Annotated in this window: 16 protein-coding genes; 6 read left to right on the forward strand and 10 right to left on the reverse strand. The window is 67.5% G+C overall.

Annotated features, from left to right (window positions below; all coding sequences use genetic code 11):
• Positions 1–90 precede the first annotated feature (90 nt).
• The 7 genes from groES to J8I82_RS28235 form a co-directional block, all read right to left on the reverse strand.
• The gene (gene groES / locus J8I82_RS28205; protein ID WP_063237002.1) at positions 91–381 is read right to left on the reverse strand and encodes a co-chaperone GroES; all 291 of its coding nucleotides are present in this window, start codon (positions 379–381) and stop codon (positions 91–93) included.
• Positions 382–643: 262 nt separating this feature from the next.
• Positions 644–1267 carry a potassium-transporting ATPase subunit KdpC gene (gene kdpC / locus J8I82_RS28210; RefSeq protein WP_209762245.1) on the reverse strand — a complete coding sequence of 208 codons (624 nt, stop codon included), beginning with the start codon at positions 1265–1267 and terminating at the stop codon, positions 644–646.
• A gap of 35 nt (positions 1268–1302) precedes the next feature.
• A complete protein-coding gene (kdpB, locus tag J8I82_RS28215) occupies positions 1303–3384 on the reverse strand; it encodes a potassium-transporting ATPase subunit KdpB (protein ID WP_245180219.1) in 2082 nt (693 codons plus the stop codon).
• 259 nt (positions 3385–3643) lie between these two features.
• A complete protein-coding gene (gene kdpA, locus J8I82_RS28220) occupies positions 3644–5464 on the reverse strand; it encodes a potassium-transporting ATPase subunit KdpA (protein WP_209762252.1) in 1821 nt (606 codons plus the stop codon).
• Positions 5464–5553 carry a K(+)-transporting ATPase subunit F gene (gene kdpF, locus J8I82_RS39400; protein WP_209762255.1) on the reverse strand — a complete coding sequence of 30 codons (90 nt, stop codon included), beginning with the start codon at positions 5551–5553 and terminating at the stop codon, positions 5464–5466. The genes kdpA and kdpF overlap by 1 nt, the downstream gene beginning before the upstream one ends.
• Positions 5553–5717, reverse strand: a complete 165-nt coding sequence (locus J8I82_RS28230) for a hypothetical protein (protein ID WP_209762258.1) — start codon at positions 5715–5717, stop codon at positions 5553–5555. Before J8I82_RS28230 ends, kdpF begins: the two co-directional genes overlap by 1 nt.
• A gap of 302 nt (positions 5718–6019) precedes the next feature.
• Positions 6020–6979 (reverse strand): LysR family transcriptional regulator, encoded by a 960-nt coding sequence (locus tag J8I82_RS28235; protein WP_209762261.1) that lies wholly within the window; start codon positions 6977–6979, stop codon positions 6020–6022.
• A 118-nt stretch (positions 6980–7097) separates the two neighbouring features.
• Between J8I82_RS28235 and J8I82_RS28240 the strand changes: the two genes are divergently transcribed.
• The 6 genes from J8I82_RS28240 (at position 7098) to J8I82_RS28265 (ending at position 14181) form a co-directional block, all read left to right on the forward strand.
• A complete protein-coding gene (locus J8I82_RS28240; RefSeq protein WP_209762264.1) occupies positions 7098–8327 on the forward strand; it encodes an acyl-CoA dehydrogenase family protein in 1230 nt (409 codons plus the stop codon).
• Complete coding sequence (locus J8I82_RS28245; protein ID WP_209762267.1) at positions 8327–9436, forward strand: NAD(P)H-dependent flavin oxidoreductase; 1110 nt, start codon at positions 8327–8329, stop codon at positions 9434–9436. Before J8I82_RS28240 ends, J8I82_RS28245 begins: the two co-directional genes overlap by 1 nt.
• Before the next feature lie 46 nt (positions 9437–9482).
• Positions 9483–10481 carry a Bug family tripartite tricarboxylate transporter substrate binding protein gene (locus tag J8I82_RS28250; protein ID WP_209762270.1) on the forward strand — a complete coding sequence of 333 codons (999 nt, stop codon included), beginning with the start codon at positions 9483–9485 and terminating at the stop codon, positions 10479–10481.
• The gene (locus J8I82_RS28255) at positions 10478–11707 is read left to right on the forward strand and encodes a CaiB/BaiF CoA transferase family protein (RefSeq protein WP_209762273.1); all 1230 of its coding nucleotides are present in this window, start codon (positions 10478–10480) and stop codon (positions 11705–11707) included. The genes J8I82_RS28250 and J8I82_RS28255 overlap by 4 nt, the downstream gene beginning before the upstream one ends.
• 380 nt (positions 11708–12087) lie before the next feature.
• On the forward strand, positions 12088–12438 hold the full coding sequence (locus J8I82_RS28260) for a hypothetical protein (protein WP_209762276.1): 351 nt from the start codon (positions 12088–12090) through the stop codon (positions 12436–12438).
• A 195-nt stretch (positions 12439–12633) separates the two neighbouring features.
• Positions 12634–14181 carry an MltF family protein gene (locus tag J8I82_RS28265; RefSeq protein WP_209762279.1) on the forward strand — a complete coding sequence of 516 codons (1548 nt, stop codon included), beginning with the start codon at positions 12634–12636 and terminating at the stop codon, positions 14179–14181.
• Positions 14182–14221: 40 nt separating this feature from the next.
• On the opposite strand, the gene J8I82_RS28270 is transcribed toward J8I82_RS28265, so the two are convergent.
• The 3 genes from J8I82_RS28270 to J8I82_RS28280 form a co-directional block, all read right to left on the reverse strand.
• The gene (locus J8I82_RS28270; RefSeq protein WP_209762283.1) at positions 14222–14509 is read right to left on the reverse strand and encodes a helix-turn-helix domain-containing protein; all 288 of its coding nucleotides are present in this window, start codon (positions 14507–14509) and stop codon (positions 14222–14224) included.
• Positions 14510–14725: 216 nt separating this feature from the next.
• Entirely contained in the window at positions 14726–16975 is a 2250-nt protein-coding gene (locus J8I82_RS28275; protein ID WP_209762286.1) for a xanthine dehydrogenase family protein molybdopterin-binding subunit, read from the reverse strand.
• 16 nt (positions 16976–16991) lie between these two features.
• A complete protein-coding gene (locus J8I82_RS28280) occupies positions 16992–17465 on the reverse strand; it encodes a (2Fe-2S)-binding protein (RefSeq protein ID WP_209762290.1) in 474 nt (157 codons plus the stop codon).
• Between the last annotated feature and the right edge of the window lie 173 nt (positions 17466–17638).

The following is a 17638-nucleotide window of genomic DNA, read 5'->3' on the forward strand; positions in this document are numbered from 1 at the left end:
CTTGGCACGTGCGGCGTCGCCGAACACTACGTCTTTAGCTGCCATTCTTGAAATCTCCTGAAATCTGTACGGGTGGCGGTCAGTTGGTGATTACTTGTTCACCACGGCCATGATGTCTTCTTCGCGCATGACCAGCAGTTCCTGGCCTTCCACCTTCACGCCCTGGCCGGCATACTTGCCGAACAGCACGCGGTCGCCAACCTTGACGTCGAGGGCGATGTTGTTGCCCTTGTCATCCTTCTTGCCGGGACCGACTGCCAGCACTTCGCCTTGATCGGGCTTCTCGGCAGCGTTGTCGGGAATCACGATACCGGACGCGGTCTTGGTTTCGTTGTCCAGACGCTTCACGATCACGCGGTCGTGCAGAGGACGCAGGTTCATACGGACTCCTAGATACAAAAGTGAGTGTTTAATCACAAATCGGCCGGCTACCGAGGCGACGGCCGTCTGAAATGTTCAGATGTCGCAAGGGGCACTACATGCTGTTAGCACTCACCCCCGACGAGTGCTAATTATAGGGACGGGGTATGGCCATTTCAAGACAGCGGCCAAATGGGGGTTTTCCCGGAGGGGGAGATCGGGGTGGAGGCGGCCGGGACGGGCACGTGCCGCAGCGGCATCGTCCCGCATCGCCGGCACCGTGCTACTTGCGTGCGATGGCATCCAATGCCAGGTTCAGCTTCAATACATTGACGCCCGGATCCCCCAGCACCGGCAGCAGCGGCGCTTCCGTGTTTGCGGCAACCAGCTGCTTCACCTGTTCAATCGGGATCCCCCTGAGGCGCGCGACGCGCGCCATCTGGTATTCGGCGGCCGCAGGGCTGATATGCGGGTCGAGCCCGCTGCCGGATGCCGTCACAAGGTCCACGGGCACCGGCGCCTGATTGTCCGGATCCACTGCGCGCAGTGCGTCGGTGCGCGCACGCGCGACATCGGTCAGCGCCGGATTGGAGGGCCCGAGGTTGGACCCGACCGAAGCCGCGGCGTTATACGGCATCGGCGCCGTGGCCGACAGCCGGCCCCAGAAGTACCTGGGATCGGAGAACGGCTGGCCGATCAATTCCGAGCCAAGCGTCCTGCCATCCTTCTCGATCAGCGTGCCGCCTGCCTGATGCGGGAACACGGTCTTGGAAATCGCCGTGATCACGCCGGGATACAGCAGGCCGGCCACCAGCGACAAGCCAACGAATACCACCAGCATTGGCCGCAACAGGCCACCTTGCACCGGGGCCGGCGACGGCTGCCGGGACTGCACTTGCGTATTCATGAGTGCTCCCAAATTTTCCAGAAAGCAGGAGGAAATCAGACCCAGCCGAACAGGGCCAGGAACATGTCGATCAGCTTGATGCCGGCAAAGGGCACCAGGATGCCGCCAAGACCGTAGATCAGCAGGTTGCGACGCAGCAGTACCGCGGCGCCCAGCGGCCGGTAGACCACGCCCTTGAGCGCCAGCGGAATCAGCACGACGATGATCAGCGCGTTGAAGATCACCGCCGACATGATGGCCGACGCCGGCGTGGCCAGGCTCATCACATTGAGCAGGTTGAGTTGCGGATACGTGGTGGCAAAGGCCGCCGGGATGATTGCGAAATACTTGGCGATATCATTGGCGACGCTGAAGGTCGTCAGCGAGCCGCGCGTCATCAGCATCTGCTTGCCGATCTCGACGATCTCGATCAGCTTGGTCGGATTGCTGTCGAGATCCACCATGTTGCCGGCTTCCTTGGCGGCCTGCGTGCCGCTGTTCATCGCCACGGCCACGTCGGCCTGTGCGAGCGCAGGGGCGTCGTTGGTACCGTCGCCGGTCATCGCGACCAGCCGCCCTTCGGCCTGGTACTGGCGGATCAGCCTGAGCTTGGCCTCTGGCGTGGCTTCGGCCAGGAAGTCGTCAACTCCTGCTTCCGCCGCGATCGCAGCCGCGGTCAGACGGTTGTCGCCGGTGATCATCACGGTCCTGATGCCCATCTTGCGCAGCTCGCCGAAGCGCTCGCGGATGCCGGTCTTGACGATGTCCTTCAATTCGATCACGCCAAGCACGCGCACCGAATCGCCGTTGGCGTCGGCAACCACCAGCGGCGTGCTGCCGGCGCGCGCGACCTCGTCGACGGCTTGCAACACCGCGTCGGGGAACTTGCCGGCGCGCTCCGTGACGTACCGGCGCACGGCATCGGCGGCGCCCTTGCGCACGTGGCGCTCGCCGCCGCCATCGCGCAGATCCACGCCGCTCATGCGCGTCTGCGCGCTGAACGGCACGAATTCCGGCTTCAGGCTTGCCATCGCGGAAGCGGTCAGCCCGGGCAGCTGTCGGGCCAGTGTGATGATGCTGCGCCCTTCCGGCGTTTCGTCGGCCAGCGACGACAGCCACGCCGCTTCCGCGAGCTGCAACGGCGACACGCCAGGCGCCGGGATAAAGCGCGAGGCCTGGCGGTTGCCATGGGTGATGGTGCCGGTCTTGTCGAGCAGCAGCACGTCCAAGTCGCCGGCGGCCTCGACCGCGCGGCCCGAGGTGGCGATCACGTTCGCTTCCATCATCCGGCTCATGCCGGCCACGCCGATCGCGGAAAGCAGCCCGCCGATCGTGGTCGGGATCAGGCACACCAGCAGGGCCACCAGCACGGTGATCGTCACCGGCACGCCAGCCTTGGTCACCAGCACGCTGTAGAGCGAGAACGGCTGCAGCGTAGCCGTGGCCAGTAGAAGAACGATGGTCAAACCGACCAGCAGGATGGTCAGGGCCAGCTCGTTCGGGGTCTTCTGCCGCCTGGCGCCTTCGACCATCGTGATCATGCGGTCGATGAAGCTTTCGCCCGGGTTGGTCGTGATGCGCACAACGATCCAGTCGGACAGCACACGCGTGCCGCCGGTCACCGACGAGAAGTCGCCGCCCGATTCACGGATCACCGGCGCCGATTCGCCGGTGATGGCGCTTTCGTCGACCGAGGCCACGCCCACGATCACTTCGCCATCGCCGGGGATCATCCCGCCAGCCTCGACCAGCACCACATCGCCGCGGCGCAGCGCCGTCGCGGGGCGCGCCTCCGTTGCGCTTGCGCGCCTGCCTTCCTTCAGCACGCGCGCGGTCACCGTGGTCTTCAGCCCGCGCAGCGCTTCGGCCTGTTGCTTGCTCCGGCCCTCGGCAAGTGCCTCGGCAAGGTTCGCGAACAGCACCGTGAACCACAGCCACACCGATACCGCCAGGATGAAGCCGGCGGATTCGCCGCCCGCTGCCGGTGCCGGTGCCACCATTGCCTTCAGGAAAAGGATGGTCGTCAGGATGCTGCCCGCGTAGACCACGAACATCACCGGGTTGCGCAGCTGGTCGCGCGGCGACAGCTTGCTGAATGCGGCGACCAGCGCGGGCTTCACCAGCTCCGGCGCGAACATGCCGCGCGCGGACGGGCGATGTTGGTGGGAACCGTGTTGCCGGTCCGATACCGGCGCGCTTTTCACCTGAGGCGTGCTGGCGGACGATGCGCCGGTCCTGCCGGCGCTGCCCTTGGCCACTGGGGCCGTCGATTCATGTTGCATGGTTTCTCCGCAATCCGCTAGAGACAGCGGGCACCTGCATTGGCCAGGCCATGCAGGGGCCGGACTTGTGGGAATGCTTGCTAGGTCTTGATCAGTGGTCGATTTACCTGGCTTCCTACTTGCCCGCGGTCGCCGTCACCGCGCCCTGCAGCTGCTCGGCGACGGGACCCAGCGACAGCGCCGGGACATAGGTCAGCGCGCCGACCAGCAGTACCGTGCCCACCAGCAGCACGACAAACAGCGGGCCGTGCGTCGGCATCGTGCCGCCGCTCACGGGCACGCGCTTCTTGGCTGCCAGCGAACCCGCCAGCGCAAGCACGGGGATGATGATCCAGAACCTTCCGAACCACATCGCCGCGGCTAGCAGCATGTTGTAGAACGGCGTGTTGGCAGAGAGGCCCGCAAAGGCGCTGCCGTTGTTGTTGGCCACCGACGAGAGCGCGTACAGGATCTCGGAGAAGCCGTGCGTGCCGGGGTTGAACACACCCGCGCGCCCCGCCTCGGCCATCACCGCCACCGACGTGCCGAGCAGCACCAGCAGGGGCGTAACCAGGATCGCCACGGCCACCATCTTCATCTCATAGGTTTCGATCTTCTTGCCGAGATACTCCGGCGTTCGGCCGATCATCAGCCCGGCGATGAAGACCGCGAGCACGGCGTAGACCAGCATGCCATACAGCCCCGAACCCGCGCCGCCGAACACGACTTCTCCCAGTTGCATCAGCAGCATCGGCACCAGCCCGCCGATGGCGGTGAAGGAGTCATGCATGGCATTGACCGCGCCGCAGGATGCTGCGGTCGTGATGGTGGCGAACAACGCCGACGCAGCGATGCCGAAGCGGGTTTCCTTGCCTTCCATATTGCCGCCTGCCTGCAACAGCGAACCGGCATGGTCGAGCGGCAGGCCCGACAGCGCGGGATTGGCCATCTGCTCGGACATCGCCGCAACGCAAGCCATCGCCACGAAGATGACCGTCATGGAGCCCAGCACGGCCACGCCCTGCCGCCTGTCGCCGACCATCTCGCCAAAGGTGAAGCACAGCGCCGCCGGAATCAGGAAGATCGCCAGCATCTCGATAAGATTGGCCAGCGCATTCGGGTTCTCGAACGGATGCGCCGAGTTGGCATTGAAGAAGCCGCCGCCGTTGGTGCCCAGCATCTTGATGGCTTCCTGCGAGGCAACCGGCCCCATTGCCAGCGTCTGCTTGTCCGTCTTCAGGTCTTCCGTCACCGGCTTGCCCTGCGCATCGAGCACCGGCTGCCCGGCGCCGTCGACCTTCGGCTGGCTGTATTCGACCGGCGTGACCAGGCTGACTTCCTTGTAGGCTTCGAAGTTCTGGATCACGCCCTGGCTGACCAGCGCCAGTGCGATCACGGTCGCAATCGGCACCAGCACGTACAGCGTGACCCGGGTCATGTCGACCCAGAAGTTGCCGATGGTGGCGGCGCGCTGGCGCGCAAAGCCGCGAATCAGCGCGAAGGCCACGGCGATGCCGGTGGCCGCGGACAGGAAGTTCTGCACGGTGAGCGCGAGCATCTGCGTCAGATAGCCCATGGTCGTCTCGCCGGCATAGCCCTGCCAGTTCGTGTTGCTGACAAAGCTGATGGCGGTGTTGAAAGCCGAGTCCGGCGTGATCGCGCCGAAGCCTTGCGGGTTCAGCGGCAGCATGCCCTGCACGCGCTGCAGCGCATAGACCGCCACCACGCCGAGCAGGTTGAACGCCAGCACGGCGATGGTGTACTGCTTCCACCCCATCCCGGATTCGGCACGCACGCCACCCAGGCGATACAGCAGCCGTTCCAGCGGACGGCCCCACGCGGTCAGGGCATAGCGGTCATCCTCGACGGCACGCCGCAGATAGCGGCCGAGAAATGGGGCGCACGCCAGCAGGACGGCGAGATAGAGGACCAGCAGGCCCACGAATTGGGAGGACATCAGAATTTCTCCGGCCGGAACAACGCAATGAGGAGGTAAACTAAAATGGCAACGGCCAGCGTGCCGCTCAGCAGAGCCGTCCAGCTCATCACAACCCCCTGTCCAGCGCGCTGTTCTTGCCCGGCATCTGGTGATGCGGGACGTCGTGTTCGCCGCTTGCCGAAGCGTTGGGCGCCAGCGCGGCGCAAAGCCCCAGCAGGGCCGCGCTCGACACCGCGAAGCCGATCAATACGATCAAGTAGATCCCGTCCATGACGAAGCACCTTTGAATGGTTTCGCCTTGCAGCTTAGCGACGGGGCCGTAAAAACCGGGTAGAAAGGTGATCGGTGCGTATAAAGAACACATAAAGATTCGCCGGACCAGATTGGGGCGAACCACCGGGCGCAGTCAGGCACCCGCCGATCGTGATGACGCGACAGAAAAGTCGTTGCCAACTGGTTGCGGCGAATCCTCGCCGGGTGCGGAGGCTTTCGGCGTGCCCTATCTACCTGGCCTGGTGACGATGTACCCGCTCGCACAGCGGCACGCGCCGCGTCCCGCGCCAGGCATCTCTGTCACCGCCGCCACTTCCCTTCGCCGATCAGCACCTCGGCGAGTTTGGGGATCATCTGCGCCACCTGTCGCGCCGCGGCGGTGAAGGGGCGCTGGCTGCTTGTCGCCAGTACCACGCTCTGCCGCATGGCGCGGTCGGCCAGGGGCACGGCGTCGAACTCCCGGCTTTCCAGCTCGGCCGCCACTGCGTGGTATGGCAGCACGGAAAATGCGGCATGGTCGGACAGGATGCGCTTGATGACCACCGATGAGCTGGCCTCCATGCAGACGTTGAGGGCGATGCGGTGCGCGGCGGCTGCCTCTTCCAGCAGGTTGCGGATAGCGTTGGGCGGCACCGGCAGGACCAGCGGCACCCCGCCGATCTGCCGCAGCAGCATCGAAGCCGGCCTGCCGCCGGCGGCGCGCCAGTGTGCGTGCTGGGTCTCGCGCCGGCCAACCAGCATCAGCGGTGTGTCGAGCAGCCGGCGATAGCTGTTGCGGCCCTCGGCACGATAGCGGTTCAGCACGGCGAGATCGATGCTGCCCTGCGTCAGCCGTGTTTCGATCTCGCCGCTGTAGCCCTCCACGATGCGCAGCCTTACCGCGGGCAGCCGCTCCTGCACGGCGGCGTAGAGCCGGCTCGACAGCAGCGGCGCCACCGCCGGCACCAGCCCCAGCGTGACCATGCCGCTGATGTTGCCGGCACGGCCGCGCGCCGACTCCACCAGCTGCCTGGCGCCGTCCAGCAGCGGCTCGGCATCCGCCAGCACCTGCGCGGCCAGCGTGGTCGGCCGCACGCCGCGGCCGGTGCGGTAGAACAGCGGGCCGCCGAACATCTTCTCCAGCTCGGCGACCTGCCGGCTGATCGCAGACTGTGCCAGGCCCAGTTGCGCCGCTGCGCCCGACACGCTGCCCGCGCGCGCCACGGCGACGAACGTGGTCAACGCCTTGAGCGTCAGGTCGTGTCCCGCATCCGTTTGCATAACCTCTCCTGCTATCTCCTGATGAGATATCTGCTTTCCGATATCGGCATTGATCCGAGCATACCGCCTCTCTATCGTTAGAGGCAATCGCACACCACCACCAAGGAGACCGCTCCCCATGCCCCTGTCTGCCGAACACCATCCACTGGCGCCGCTCGATGCGGCGGAGAACGACATGCTGGTCCGTGTCCAGGCACTGGTCCGCGACACCATCGGCCCCAGGGCCAACGCGGTGAACCGCAACGACGAATTCGCCTGGGACACGTTCCGCACGCTGGCAGAAAGCGGCGTCATCGCCACGGCGTTTCCCACCGCGCTCGGCGGCACCGAGGCTTCGATGCTGCTGCGCGTCAGGATCATCGAGGAGATTGCGCGGACGTGCAGCACGGCGGCGTCGCTGGTCACCGGCACCGACCTGTCCTCGCGCCCGATCGTCGCGGGCGGTTCGCCGGAGCTTTGCGCGCAGACGGTGCCGCAGCTGGCCAGCGGCAGCAAGCAGTCCGCGTTCGCGCTGACCGAGCCCGGCGCGGGATCGGACCTTGCGCGGCTGCGCACCGTCGCCAGCCGGCACCCCGGTGGCTATCGGCTCACTGGCGTAAAGAAGTTCATTACCCGCGCCACCGTAGCCGACATGTTTGTCGTGGTGGCATCGCTTGCCGACGGCCCTGGCGGCAGCAAGGGCCTGACAGCGTTCCTGGTACCGCGCGATGCCGAAGGCCTGAGCGTATCGCCGATCATTCCCAAGCTCGGCTGGCATGGCGTGCCGATCGCCGAGGTCCGGCTCGACGATGTCTTCGTGCCGGTCTCGCATCGCCTCGGCGAGGAGGGACAGGGCATGGCGCTGGCACAGGACACGCTGGTGCGCGCACGTATCGGCCATGCCGCGATCGCGCTGGGACGGATGACCGGCGCGCTGCAGATTGCCGCGCAGTACGCCGGGCACCGGCAGGTATCAGGCAAGGCGGCAGGCGAGCACCAGGGCATCCAGTGGATGCTGGCCGACATGGCCGCACGCATCGAGGCCGCCCGTTGCCTGGTCTACAGTTCGGCGCAGCGCTATGACCGCAAGGATTCCGAGACCTCGATCCACGCCTCGATCGCCAAGATGCACAGCACCGACCTGTGCATGCGCGTGGTGGTGGATTGCGCGCAGCTGCTGGGCGGCAACGGCTACCTGAACGCGTATCCGATCGAGCGCTTCCTGCGCGACGCCAAGATGAACCAGATCGGCGAAGGCACCAGCGAGGTCCACAAGAACCTGGTCGGCCGGCACGTGATGAAGACGGCTTCGGCGATGCCGCAACACCCCTGCCTCGATTTCGAGCCGGACCTGTTTGGAGCGCAATGATGGCAAGCACTGCTGACCAGAACCTGGCCAACGCGCTGTGCCGCCGCCTGGGCATCCGCTACCCGGTGTTCGGGCTGGCGCACAGCATTGAAGTGGCCGCCGCCATTTCCAATGCGGGTGGACTCGGCGTCTATGCCGCGGCACGCGACGGCCCCAACGAACTGGCGCAAAAGCTGCGCGACCTGCGTGCGCTGTGCCCGGACGCGCCGGTGGGCGTGGACCTGCTGCTGCCTACCGCGCTGCCGGGCGTCTCCACCCCGGAAGATGTGAGCGCCGCGATTCCGGAAGGACATCGCCGCTTCGTCGACGGCCTGTTCGAGCGCTTCGACGTGCCGCCGGCCACGGCGGGCAACTTCTTCTCGCAATATGTGCGTTCGCAGGCCTTGTTCGAGGAGCAGGTCGCCGCCGTGGCGGAAAGCGAGGTGGAGGTGTTCGCAGCGGGAGTCGGCACGCCGGCAGACACCATCGCCAGGGTGCGCCGGGCCGGCAAGACCACCATGGCGCTGGTCGGCGCCGTCAAGCATGCGCGCAAGGCCATCGCAGCCGGCGTCGACGTGCTGGTCGCGCAGGGCTATGACGCCGGCGGACATACCGGCACGATCGGCACCTTCACGCTGGTGCCGCAGATCATCGCGGCTGCCGAGGGACGCCCCGTGCTTGCCGCCGGGGGCATCGGCGAAGGCAGCCAGATCGCCGCGGCGCTGGCGATGGGGGCGCAGGGCGCGTGGCTTGGCACCGTGTGGCTGGGCAGCGCCGAGCACCGGCTGCCGGCCGCGCTGACCGAGCGGCTGCTGTCCGCCGGCAGCGAAGACACGGTGATCACGCGCGCGCACAGCGGCAAGCCCTGCCGCGTGGTGCGCAGCGCCTTCTCCGACGCGTGGGCGGCGGCCGATGCCCCGGCGCCGCTCGACATGCCCTACCAGCAGGCCCTGACCGGCCGGCTGCTGGCGGCGGTGGAAGAGCACGAGATCGCGCCGCTGATGTATGAGGCGGCGGGCCAGAGCGTTGCCTGGGTGAAGGAAGTCGAGCCCGTGGCGCGGATCATGGACCGGCTGGTGCGGCAGACGCGCCAGTCGCTCGATTGCCTGCGTCCATACCTGCCCGCCTGACCGGCAGGCGCAAATATCGATACCGATACAAGTACGAGGAGACAGCATGGACCGCCGAGCATTCGGAAGGACCGCGTTCCAGACCGCCCTGATGATGGCCGCGCCCGGCCTGTTGCCGGCGCTGGCACGCGCCAGCACCGGCCCGGGCAACTTCCCCGAGCGGCCGCTGCGCGCGGTCATCCCTTACCCGGCGGGCGGCGTGGTTGACGTCACGCTGCGCGCCGCGCTCGACCGCATGTCGCTCGACCTGCCGCAGCGCGTGGTCGTGGAAAACAAGCCGGGTGCAGATGGCCGCATCGGCATCGAGTTCGCCAGCCGCGCGCCGGCGGACGGCTACACGATGCTCGGCGTGACCCCGGTGCTGGCGGTGGCGCAGACGCTCTACCCCGACTCCGGCATCCGCGTGCAGAATTTCCGCGCCATCGGCTCGGTGGCCGCGGTGCCATCGGTATTCGTGGTGCACAACGACGTCCCTGTGAAGACGCTGAAGGAGTTCGCGGCCTGGGCCAAGGCGCGGCCCGGCGCGGTCAACGTGCCGGTGCCGGGCGCCGGCAGCTCGCTGCACCTGGCGCAGGAGCTGTTCTTCGAAGCCACCGGCGTGCGCGTGACCAATGTCGGCTACAAGGGCCAGCCGCCTTCGGTGCCGGACCTGGGACGCGGGCAGCTGCAGTTCGCGTTGGTGTCGCAGAACCTGGTGCTGCCGCTGATCCAGTCGAATCGCGTACGGCCGCTCGCCGTCAATGCCGCGCGGCGCACGCGCTCGCTGCCGGAGGTCCCGACCATCGCCGAGGCGGGCTATCCCGACGCGCTGGTGCGATCCTGGTATGGCCTGGCTGTCCACGCACGCACGGCGCCGGCCATCGTCGACTACCTCGGCGCCGCGCTGCAGGCGGCGATGGGCACCACCGACGTGCGCAACCGGCTCGCGGCGCTGGACGCGGAAGTGCTGCCGCTCGACGCCGGGCAGTTCGACCAGTTGCTGCAGGCCGAGGCAAAGCGCTGGGCAGCATTGATCAAGGCGCGCGACATCAAGGTGGACGCATGAACCAGACTTCGTTTGTGAACGGCAACGGCAAGACCGAAGGCCCGCTCGCCGGGCTGCGCATCCTGGACATGGCTACGGTGCTGGCCGCGCCGCTCGCCTGCACGCTGTGCGCCGACATGGGCGCCGACGTGGTCAAGCTCGAGCTGCCCGACGGCAGCGATCCGCTGCGCGGCCTGGCACCCGTCAAGGACGGCCTGCCGCTCTACTGGAAAGTGGCCAATCGCGGCAAGCGCGGCATCTCGCTCGACGTGCGGCAGCCCCAGGGGCGCGCGCTGTTCCTCAGGCTGCTGCCCGAATTCGACGTGCTGGTCGAGAACTTCCGCACCGGCACACTCGATCGCTGGGGCCTCGACGCCGAGACGTTGCGCGAGGCGAACCCGCGCCTGATCGTGCTGCGCCTGACTGGCTTCGGCCAGACCGGCCCGTATGCGTCGCGCGCCGGCTTCGCGCGCGTGTTTGAAGCCATGAGTGGCTTCACCAACCTTGCCGGCGAGCCGGGCGGTCCGCCGCTGCACATGAACTATCCGGCCGGCGATGTGGTGGCCGGCCTGTTCGGCGCATTCGCCATCGCCACCGCGGCGGCGGAGCGCCGGCGCGATCCCGCCGCGCCCGGCCGGGATATCGACCTGTCTGCCACCGAAGCGCTGTTCCGCCTGCTGGAGCCGCTCGCGGTGGAATACGAACAGCTCGGCCAGGTGCGCCAGCGCGCGGGCAACCTGGCCACGTACACGGCGCCGTCCAATATGTATGCGACCGCCGACGGCCATTGGGTCTCGATGGTGGCGTCGTCCAACCCGATCTTCCGGCGCCTGTGCGCGGCGATCGGCCGGCCGGAACTGGCGGAGGATGCGCGCTACGCCACCAACCCGGCGCGCGTGCGGCACCTCGACACGCTGGATGACGCGATCGGTGCCTGGTTCGCGGCGCACGACTACCGCGCCGTTGCCGCGGCGCTGGAAGCGCAGCAGATCCCCTTCAGCAAGATCTTCACCATCCAGGACATCCTGGAAGATCCGCACTTCCGCGCGCGCGAGGCGATCGTGCGCCTGCCCGATCCCGATCTGGGCTCCGTTCCCGCGCCGTGCCACGTGCCGCGCTTCTCCGGCTACGAGCCCGCCGTGCCCCGAACCGGACCGTCAGTCGGCGAGCACAACGAAGAGATCTACGCCAGGGTCGGCCTGACCTGGCAAGACATGCAGGCGCTGCGCGCGGAAGGGGTGATATGACCCCTCGCCGCTGGCGACGGCCCTTGCTCCGGCATGCTGTGCAGGGATCGCCGCGCTGCCAGCGTGGCGTTGTCGCCGCCTCGCTGAAATCCGCGCCGGAGGCCGCGCGATGCGGTGTGCGATGGGGTTGGAGTGACGGTGGCGCCCTTAACCGGACCCTTAACCGGACCCTTAACCGGAGTTTGTTGCGGCCATACATCAATGCCGCCGTGTAAGAGTAATGCCGGCACCGCATCAGCGCTCGACCGACAGCGCAAAGTGAGCCCGCTGCCTAGACTGAGGGCTACCGCTGCCTCGCCGCCACGGTGGCGAGGCACGGTCCTAGCCGCGCCGGGCCCCTCCACTGCCGGCGCGTCCGACAACAACTCTGGAGGTTTTCCATGGATCCGAAACAGCCCGCTCGCCTTCCCAAGATTGTCGGCGCGATTGCCGCCGGCCTGGCAGGCCTCAGCTGTGCCACCGTTTTCGCCCAGACCACGGCCGCGCCCGCGGCACCCCCGGCCGGCGCGCAAGGCGTGCCGCCCGGCATGACCCAGATCGAACCGCCCAAGGACCCGCTGGTCGAGCGCCGCGAGGCACGCAAGCGCGCCTCCGACGAATACAAGGCGAAGAAGAAGGCCGCCAAGGGCGAGTACAAGGAAGAAGTCGGCGAGGCCAAGCAGGAGCGCAAGGTCGAGAACCAGGCCGCTGACGCAACGGCCCGCCAGGAAATGGCAGCGCCCAAGAAGTAGCGGCATCGCTCAGCCACGTGAGTTCGATGGCCGGCGCAAGCCGGCCATCGTCTTTTCCCGCCCTTGACGCGTTGCGCATGTCTTCGCTGCCCTTCAGCAGCCAGCGCACCGGCCCGTGCTTGCAAGGCGGCGTATCGCGCCTAGACTCGATGTGGACAAGCCGCGCGCATGCTTGCGCGGCTTGCACCCCGCGCCATGTCCGCTGCCCGCCCGTCCTTATGGTTGGCAGGCCTTCTTCTAGCCGGCCTGATGGGCCTGCTCGACCTGCGCGCGCCCTCTGCCGTGGCGCAGCAAATGCCCGCTTCGCCGAAGCCGGCGCCCGCCGCGGCGGCACCGGCAGCTACCGCGCCGGCGAGCGAGGCGGCACCCGCCAAGCCACGTGGCCTGAGCCTTGCCAACAAGCCCCGTACCGGCGATTTCGACGTGATGCTCAAGAGCCGCGTCATCCGCGTGCTGGTGCCATACAGCCGCACGCTTTACTTCAGCGACAAGGGGCGCGAGCGCGGACTGACCGCGGAGCTGGTGCGTAACTTCGAGCGCTACCTGAACAAGAAATACGCCGACCAGCTCGGCAAGCGCCCGCTGACCGTCATCATTATCCCGACCACGCGCGATCGCCTGCTGCCCGATCTGATGGCCGGGCTTGGCGATATCGCGGCCGGCAACCTGACCGAGACCGAGAGCCGGCTCAAGCAGGTCGATTTCACCGCGCCGCGCGACCGCAAGCCGGTGCGCGAGCTGGTGGTCACCGGGCCGAAGGCACCGGCGTTGCAGCGCCTTGACGACCTGGCCGGCAAGACCGTGCACGTACGGCGCGCCAGCAGCTATTTCGAAAGCCTGACCGTGCTGAACGACGGCCTGCGCCACGCCGGCAAGGCGCCGATGAAGCTGGTCATGCTGCCAGACGCGCTCGAAGACGAAGACGCGCTCGAGATGCTCAACGCGGGCGTGCTGCAGATCGTGGTGGTAGACGACTGGAAGGCCGTGATGTGGGCGCAGATCCTGCCGAACATCAAGGTCCGCGATGACCTCGCCGTGCGCGAAGGCGGCTATGTCGGCTGGGCCTTCCGCAAGAACAGCCCGCAGCTGCGGCAGGCGATCGAGGACTTCTACGTCAACTATGTCAAGAAGCAGGGCGTGGCGGAGTACCTGCTCAAGCAGTCCATGCAGCGCGTCAAGCAGATCAAGAACAACACCGACGATGCCGAGTACAAGCGCTTCCAGCAGACTATCGCCTTCTTCGAGAAGTACGGCAAGGACTATGGCTTCGACCCGCTGATGCTGGCCGCGCAGGGCTTCCAGGAGTCGCAGCTGAACCAGGAGGCGCGCAGCCATGTCGGCGCGGTCGGCATCATGCAGATCATGCCGGCGACCGGCAAGGAGCTGGATGTCGGCAATATCCGGATGACCGAGGCCAACATCCACGCCGGTGCCAAGTACATGGACCGGCTGATGACGAAGTACTTCCCCGACGCGCATTTCTCGGACTCGAACCGGCCGCTGTTCGCCTTTGCCAGCTATAACGCCGGGCCGGGCAATATCGCCAAGATGCGCAAGGAAGCGGCGGCGCGGGGGCTGGATCCCGACAAGTGGTTCAACAATGTCGAGATCGTGGTGGCGGAGAAGATCGGCATCGAGACCACCACCTACGTGCGCAACATCTTCAAGTACTACGCGGCGTACCGGCTCATGCAGGACATGCAGGCGGCACGCGAGCGCGCGCTCAAGGAGGTACGGAAATAGCGGCCGCCGGCACTTGCCGTGCGCGCGGCGCCGGACGCACTCACTCAGCCAGGCCGCTCGCGTCGATGTAGCCGAGCGCTTCGGTGACCGCGCGCCGCGCCTTGAGCACGTAGCAGACCTTGCGTTCCTGGATCGACAGCGCCAGCACTTCGGCCTGCACCAGTTCCTGGAACAGGTGCCCGGCGCGCGCCAGGCTGACCTTCGCGATGTGGGCCAGGTCGGCCGCGGGCAGCCCCTTCTCGCCCGCGTCGAGCAGCGCGCGGCACACGCGGGCCCGCGCGGGCTCCGTCATCAGGGCAAGGGTTAGGGTACTTTCCTGGGTCTCCATGGCCACACCTCGAACGTCCGGCGCGCCAGCCCGTCGCCAGTCGGCGGCCGGGCGGCGCAGTGTCTCCACGTTCTACGCGGCCCGGCGCGCAAACGCAATAGGGTGCAGCCATGCAGGCGCCAACACTGGTGCGATAACAACATGCGCACCCGCCAGCCGCGTTCGGGGGATGCGCCTGCGCGGCGCCCGTGTTGGGGCGCCACGCCACGCCTTCCGTCAGGCCAGCACGAACGGCAATTGCCGCTGCCGCTTGCCGGTCAGCCGGAACAGCGCATTCGCCACCGCGGGCGCGATCGGCGGCACGCCCGGCTCGCCCAGGCCCGTGGGGTTGTCCTGCGATGGCACGAAGAACACATCCACCACCGGAGCATCGGTGATGCGCGGCGGCGGGAAGTCGGTGAAATTGCTGTTCTTCACGGCGCCATTCTCGATCTCGATGGCAAACCCCGGCTTCGTCATCGCCAGCCCGAACACACAGCCGCCCTGGATCTGGGCTTCGGCGGACAGCGGGTTAACCACGCGATTGGCATGCACGCCGGCGGTCACGCGGTGCACGCGTGGCTCGCCCTTCACCAGCGACACGTCGACCACATAGGCCACCACGGTGCTGAACGACTCGTGGACCGCCACGCCCCACGCATGCCCCTTGGGCAGCTTGCGCTTGCCGTAGCCGGACTTGTCCACCGCCAGCTGCAGCGCGGCGCGATGGCGCGCGTGCTTCTTCTCGTCGAGGCGCGCCAGCCGGAACGCCACCGGGTCCTGCTTCGCGGCGGCGGCCATTTCATCGGCCAGTGTTTCCTTGACGAAGGCGGTATGCGTGTTGCCGACTGAGCGCCACCACAGCACCGGCACATCCACCTGCGGGTGGTGCACCGACATCTGCAGCGGCAGGTCATAGTCGTTCTCGACGATGCCCTCGGTCATGGTCGCATCGACGCCGTTCTTGACCATAAAGGGCTCGAACGGCGTGCCCTTCAGGATCGACTGACCGACCACGGTGTGCTGCCAGCCCACCACCTTGCCTTGCGCATCGAAGCCGATGCGCGCGCGGTGCAGATGCAGCGGACGGTAGTAGCCGCCGCGGATATCGTCCTCGCGGCTCCACACCACCTTGAGCGGCTCGGCATGCCCCGCGGCCACCCAGGCCTTGAGCACGTTGGCCGCTTCGACGACGTAGTCGGAGGTCGGTACCGCGCGCCGGCCGAAGCCGCCGCCGGCCATCATGGTGTTGAGCGCCACCTTGTCGGGCGGCAGGCCCAGCGTGCGCGCGATCGCGGCCTGGTCTACGGTCTGGAACTGCGACCCCACCCATACCTTGACCGCCTGCAGCTTGCCGCCCTGCACGTCGGGCTGCAGCGTGCAGTTTAGGGGCTCCATCGGCGCGTGCGCGAGGTACGGGAAGCGGAACTCCGCATCGACCTTGCGCGCGGCACCGTTGATGGCCGCATTGATATCGCCTTCGCCAGCGCGCGCCACCGTACCCGGCTGCGCGGCCAGCTTCGCATACTCGTCGAACAGCGCCTGCGACGACACTTTGGAGCCCGCGTCTTCCCACTGGATCTCCAGCGCATCGCGGCCCATCCTGGCCGGCCAGTAGCCGCTGCCGACCACCGCCACGCCGGTGCCGCCGCGATCGACCGGCACCTGCATCACGCCATGCACGCCCTGCACCGCGCGCGCCTTGTCGGCGTTAAATGACTTCACCTTGCCGCCAAAGCGCGGCGGCCGCGCGACCACGGCCACCACCATCTTGTCGAGCTTCGTGTCGATGCCGAATGGCGTGGTCGCCGCCATCTTGCCGCGCGCGTCGAGCCGCTGCGTGGGCTTGCCGACGATGCGGAACTGCGCCGGGTCTTTCAGGGTGACCCGCTGCGGCACCGGCAGCTCCATCGCCGCCGGCGCCAGTTCGCCGAAGGTGGCGCGATGGCTGCCGGAGGTGAGGACCCCCTGCTCGACCTTGACGCTGGCCGGATCGACCTTCCATTTCTGCGCGGCGGCAGTCACCAGCATGGCGCGGGCACGCGCGCCCAGCTCGCGGTACTGCTGGAACGAGTGGTTCAGCGCGGTCGAGCCGCCGGTCATCTGCATGCCGAAGGCGGGATCCTTGTACGCGTCGCCTGCCGGGGCCAGCGTCGCGCGCACATTGCGCCAGTCTGCGTCCAGTTCTTCCGCCAGCGCCATCGGCAGCGCGGTATGCACGCCCTGGCCGAACTCTAGCCGGTTCACCGCCACCGTGACGGTGTTGTCCGGCGCGATGATCAGGAACGCCTGCGGCGGCGGTGCCTTGGACCTGCCCGCTTCCTGCGCCTGCGCCAGCGGGGCCACGCCCAGCGCCAGCCCGCCCCCGGCCAGGCCGGTGAGTTTCAGGAAACCGCGGCGGCTGAGCGTGGCGATGCCACCGCCTTGCGCCGCGCCGTCGTTGCTGCCCTGGCCACCGGCCAGTGCTTCAATGCCTCGGATTCGCATGATCGGTTCCTCCTGTTCAGGCCAACGAGGCCAGCGCGCGCGCGGCGTCCTTGATCGCCGCGCGGATGCGCTGGTACGTGCCGCAGCGGCACAGGTTGCCGGCCATGGCCTGGTCGATGTCAGCGTCGGTGGGGCGCGGCTTGCTGCGCAGCAGGCCGATGGCGCTCATCACCTGCCCGTTCTGGCAGTAACCGCATTGCGCGACATCGTGCTGGATCCACGCGTCGAGCACGGCGCGGCCGACCTTGTCGGTGTCCACGCCTTCGATGGTGGTGATACTGGCGCCGGCGGCGGCGGAAACCGGCGTCACGCAGCTGCGCGTCGCCTGGCCATTGACATGCACAGTGCAGGCACCGCACGCGGCGATGCCGCAGCCGAACTTGGTGCCGGTCATGTCAAGGTTGTCACGCAGCGCCCACAGCAGCGGCGTGGACGGATCCACGTCGACCGTGCGGGTCTTGCCGTTGACGTTGATGTTGAGGGTGGTCATGGGAGGACACTCCTTGGGTACGTTGCCCACTGGTCATGGCGTGCCCGGACCCGCACGCGGTCCGCGCCAGCGGGGGCCGGCGTGTGGCGAACGCGTGGGGATGCGGGGGCACTGCCCGCGCGCACAACATGGCGCAAGGGACAAGTGAGGATAGTGCAATTCCGGTCACCTTG

This window comes from Cupriavidus consociatus (assembly GCF_017814975.1).
GTDB classification, from domain to species: domain Bacteria; phylum Pseudomonadota; class Gammaproteobacteria; order Burkholderiales; family Burkholderiaceae; genus Cupriavidus; species Cupriavidus consociatus.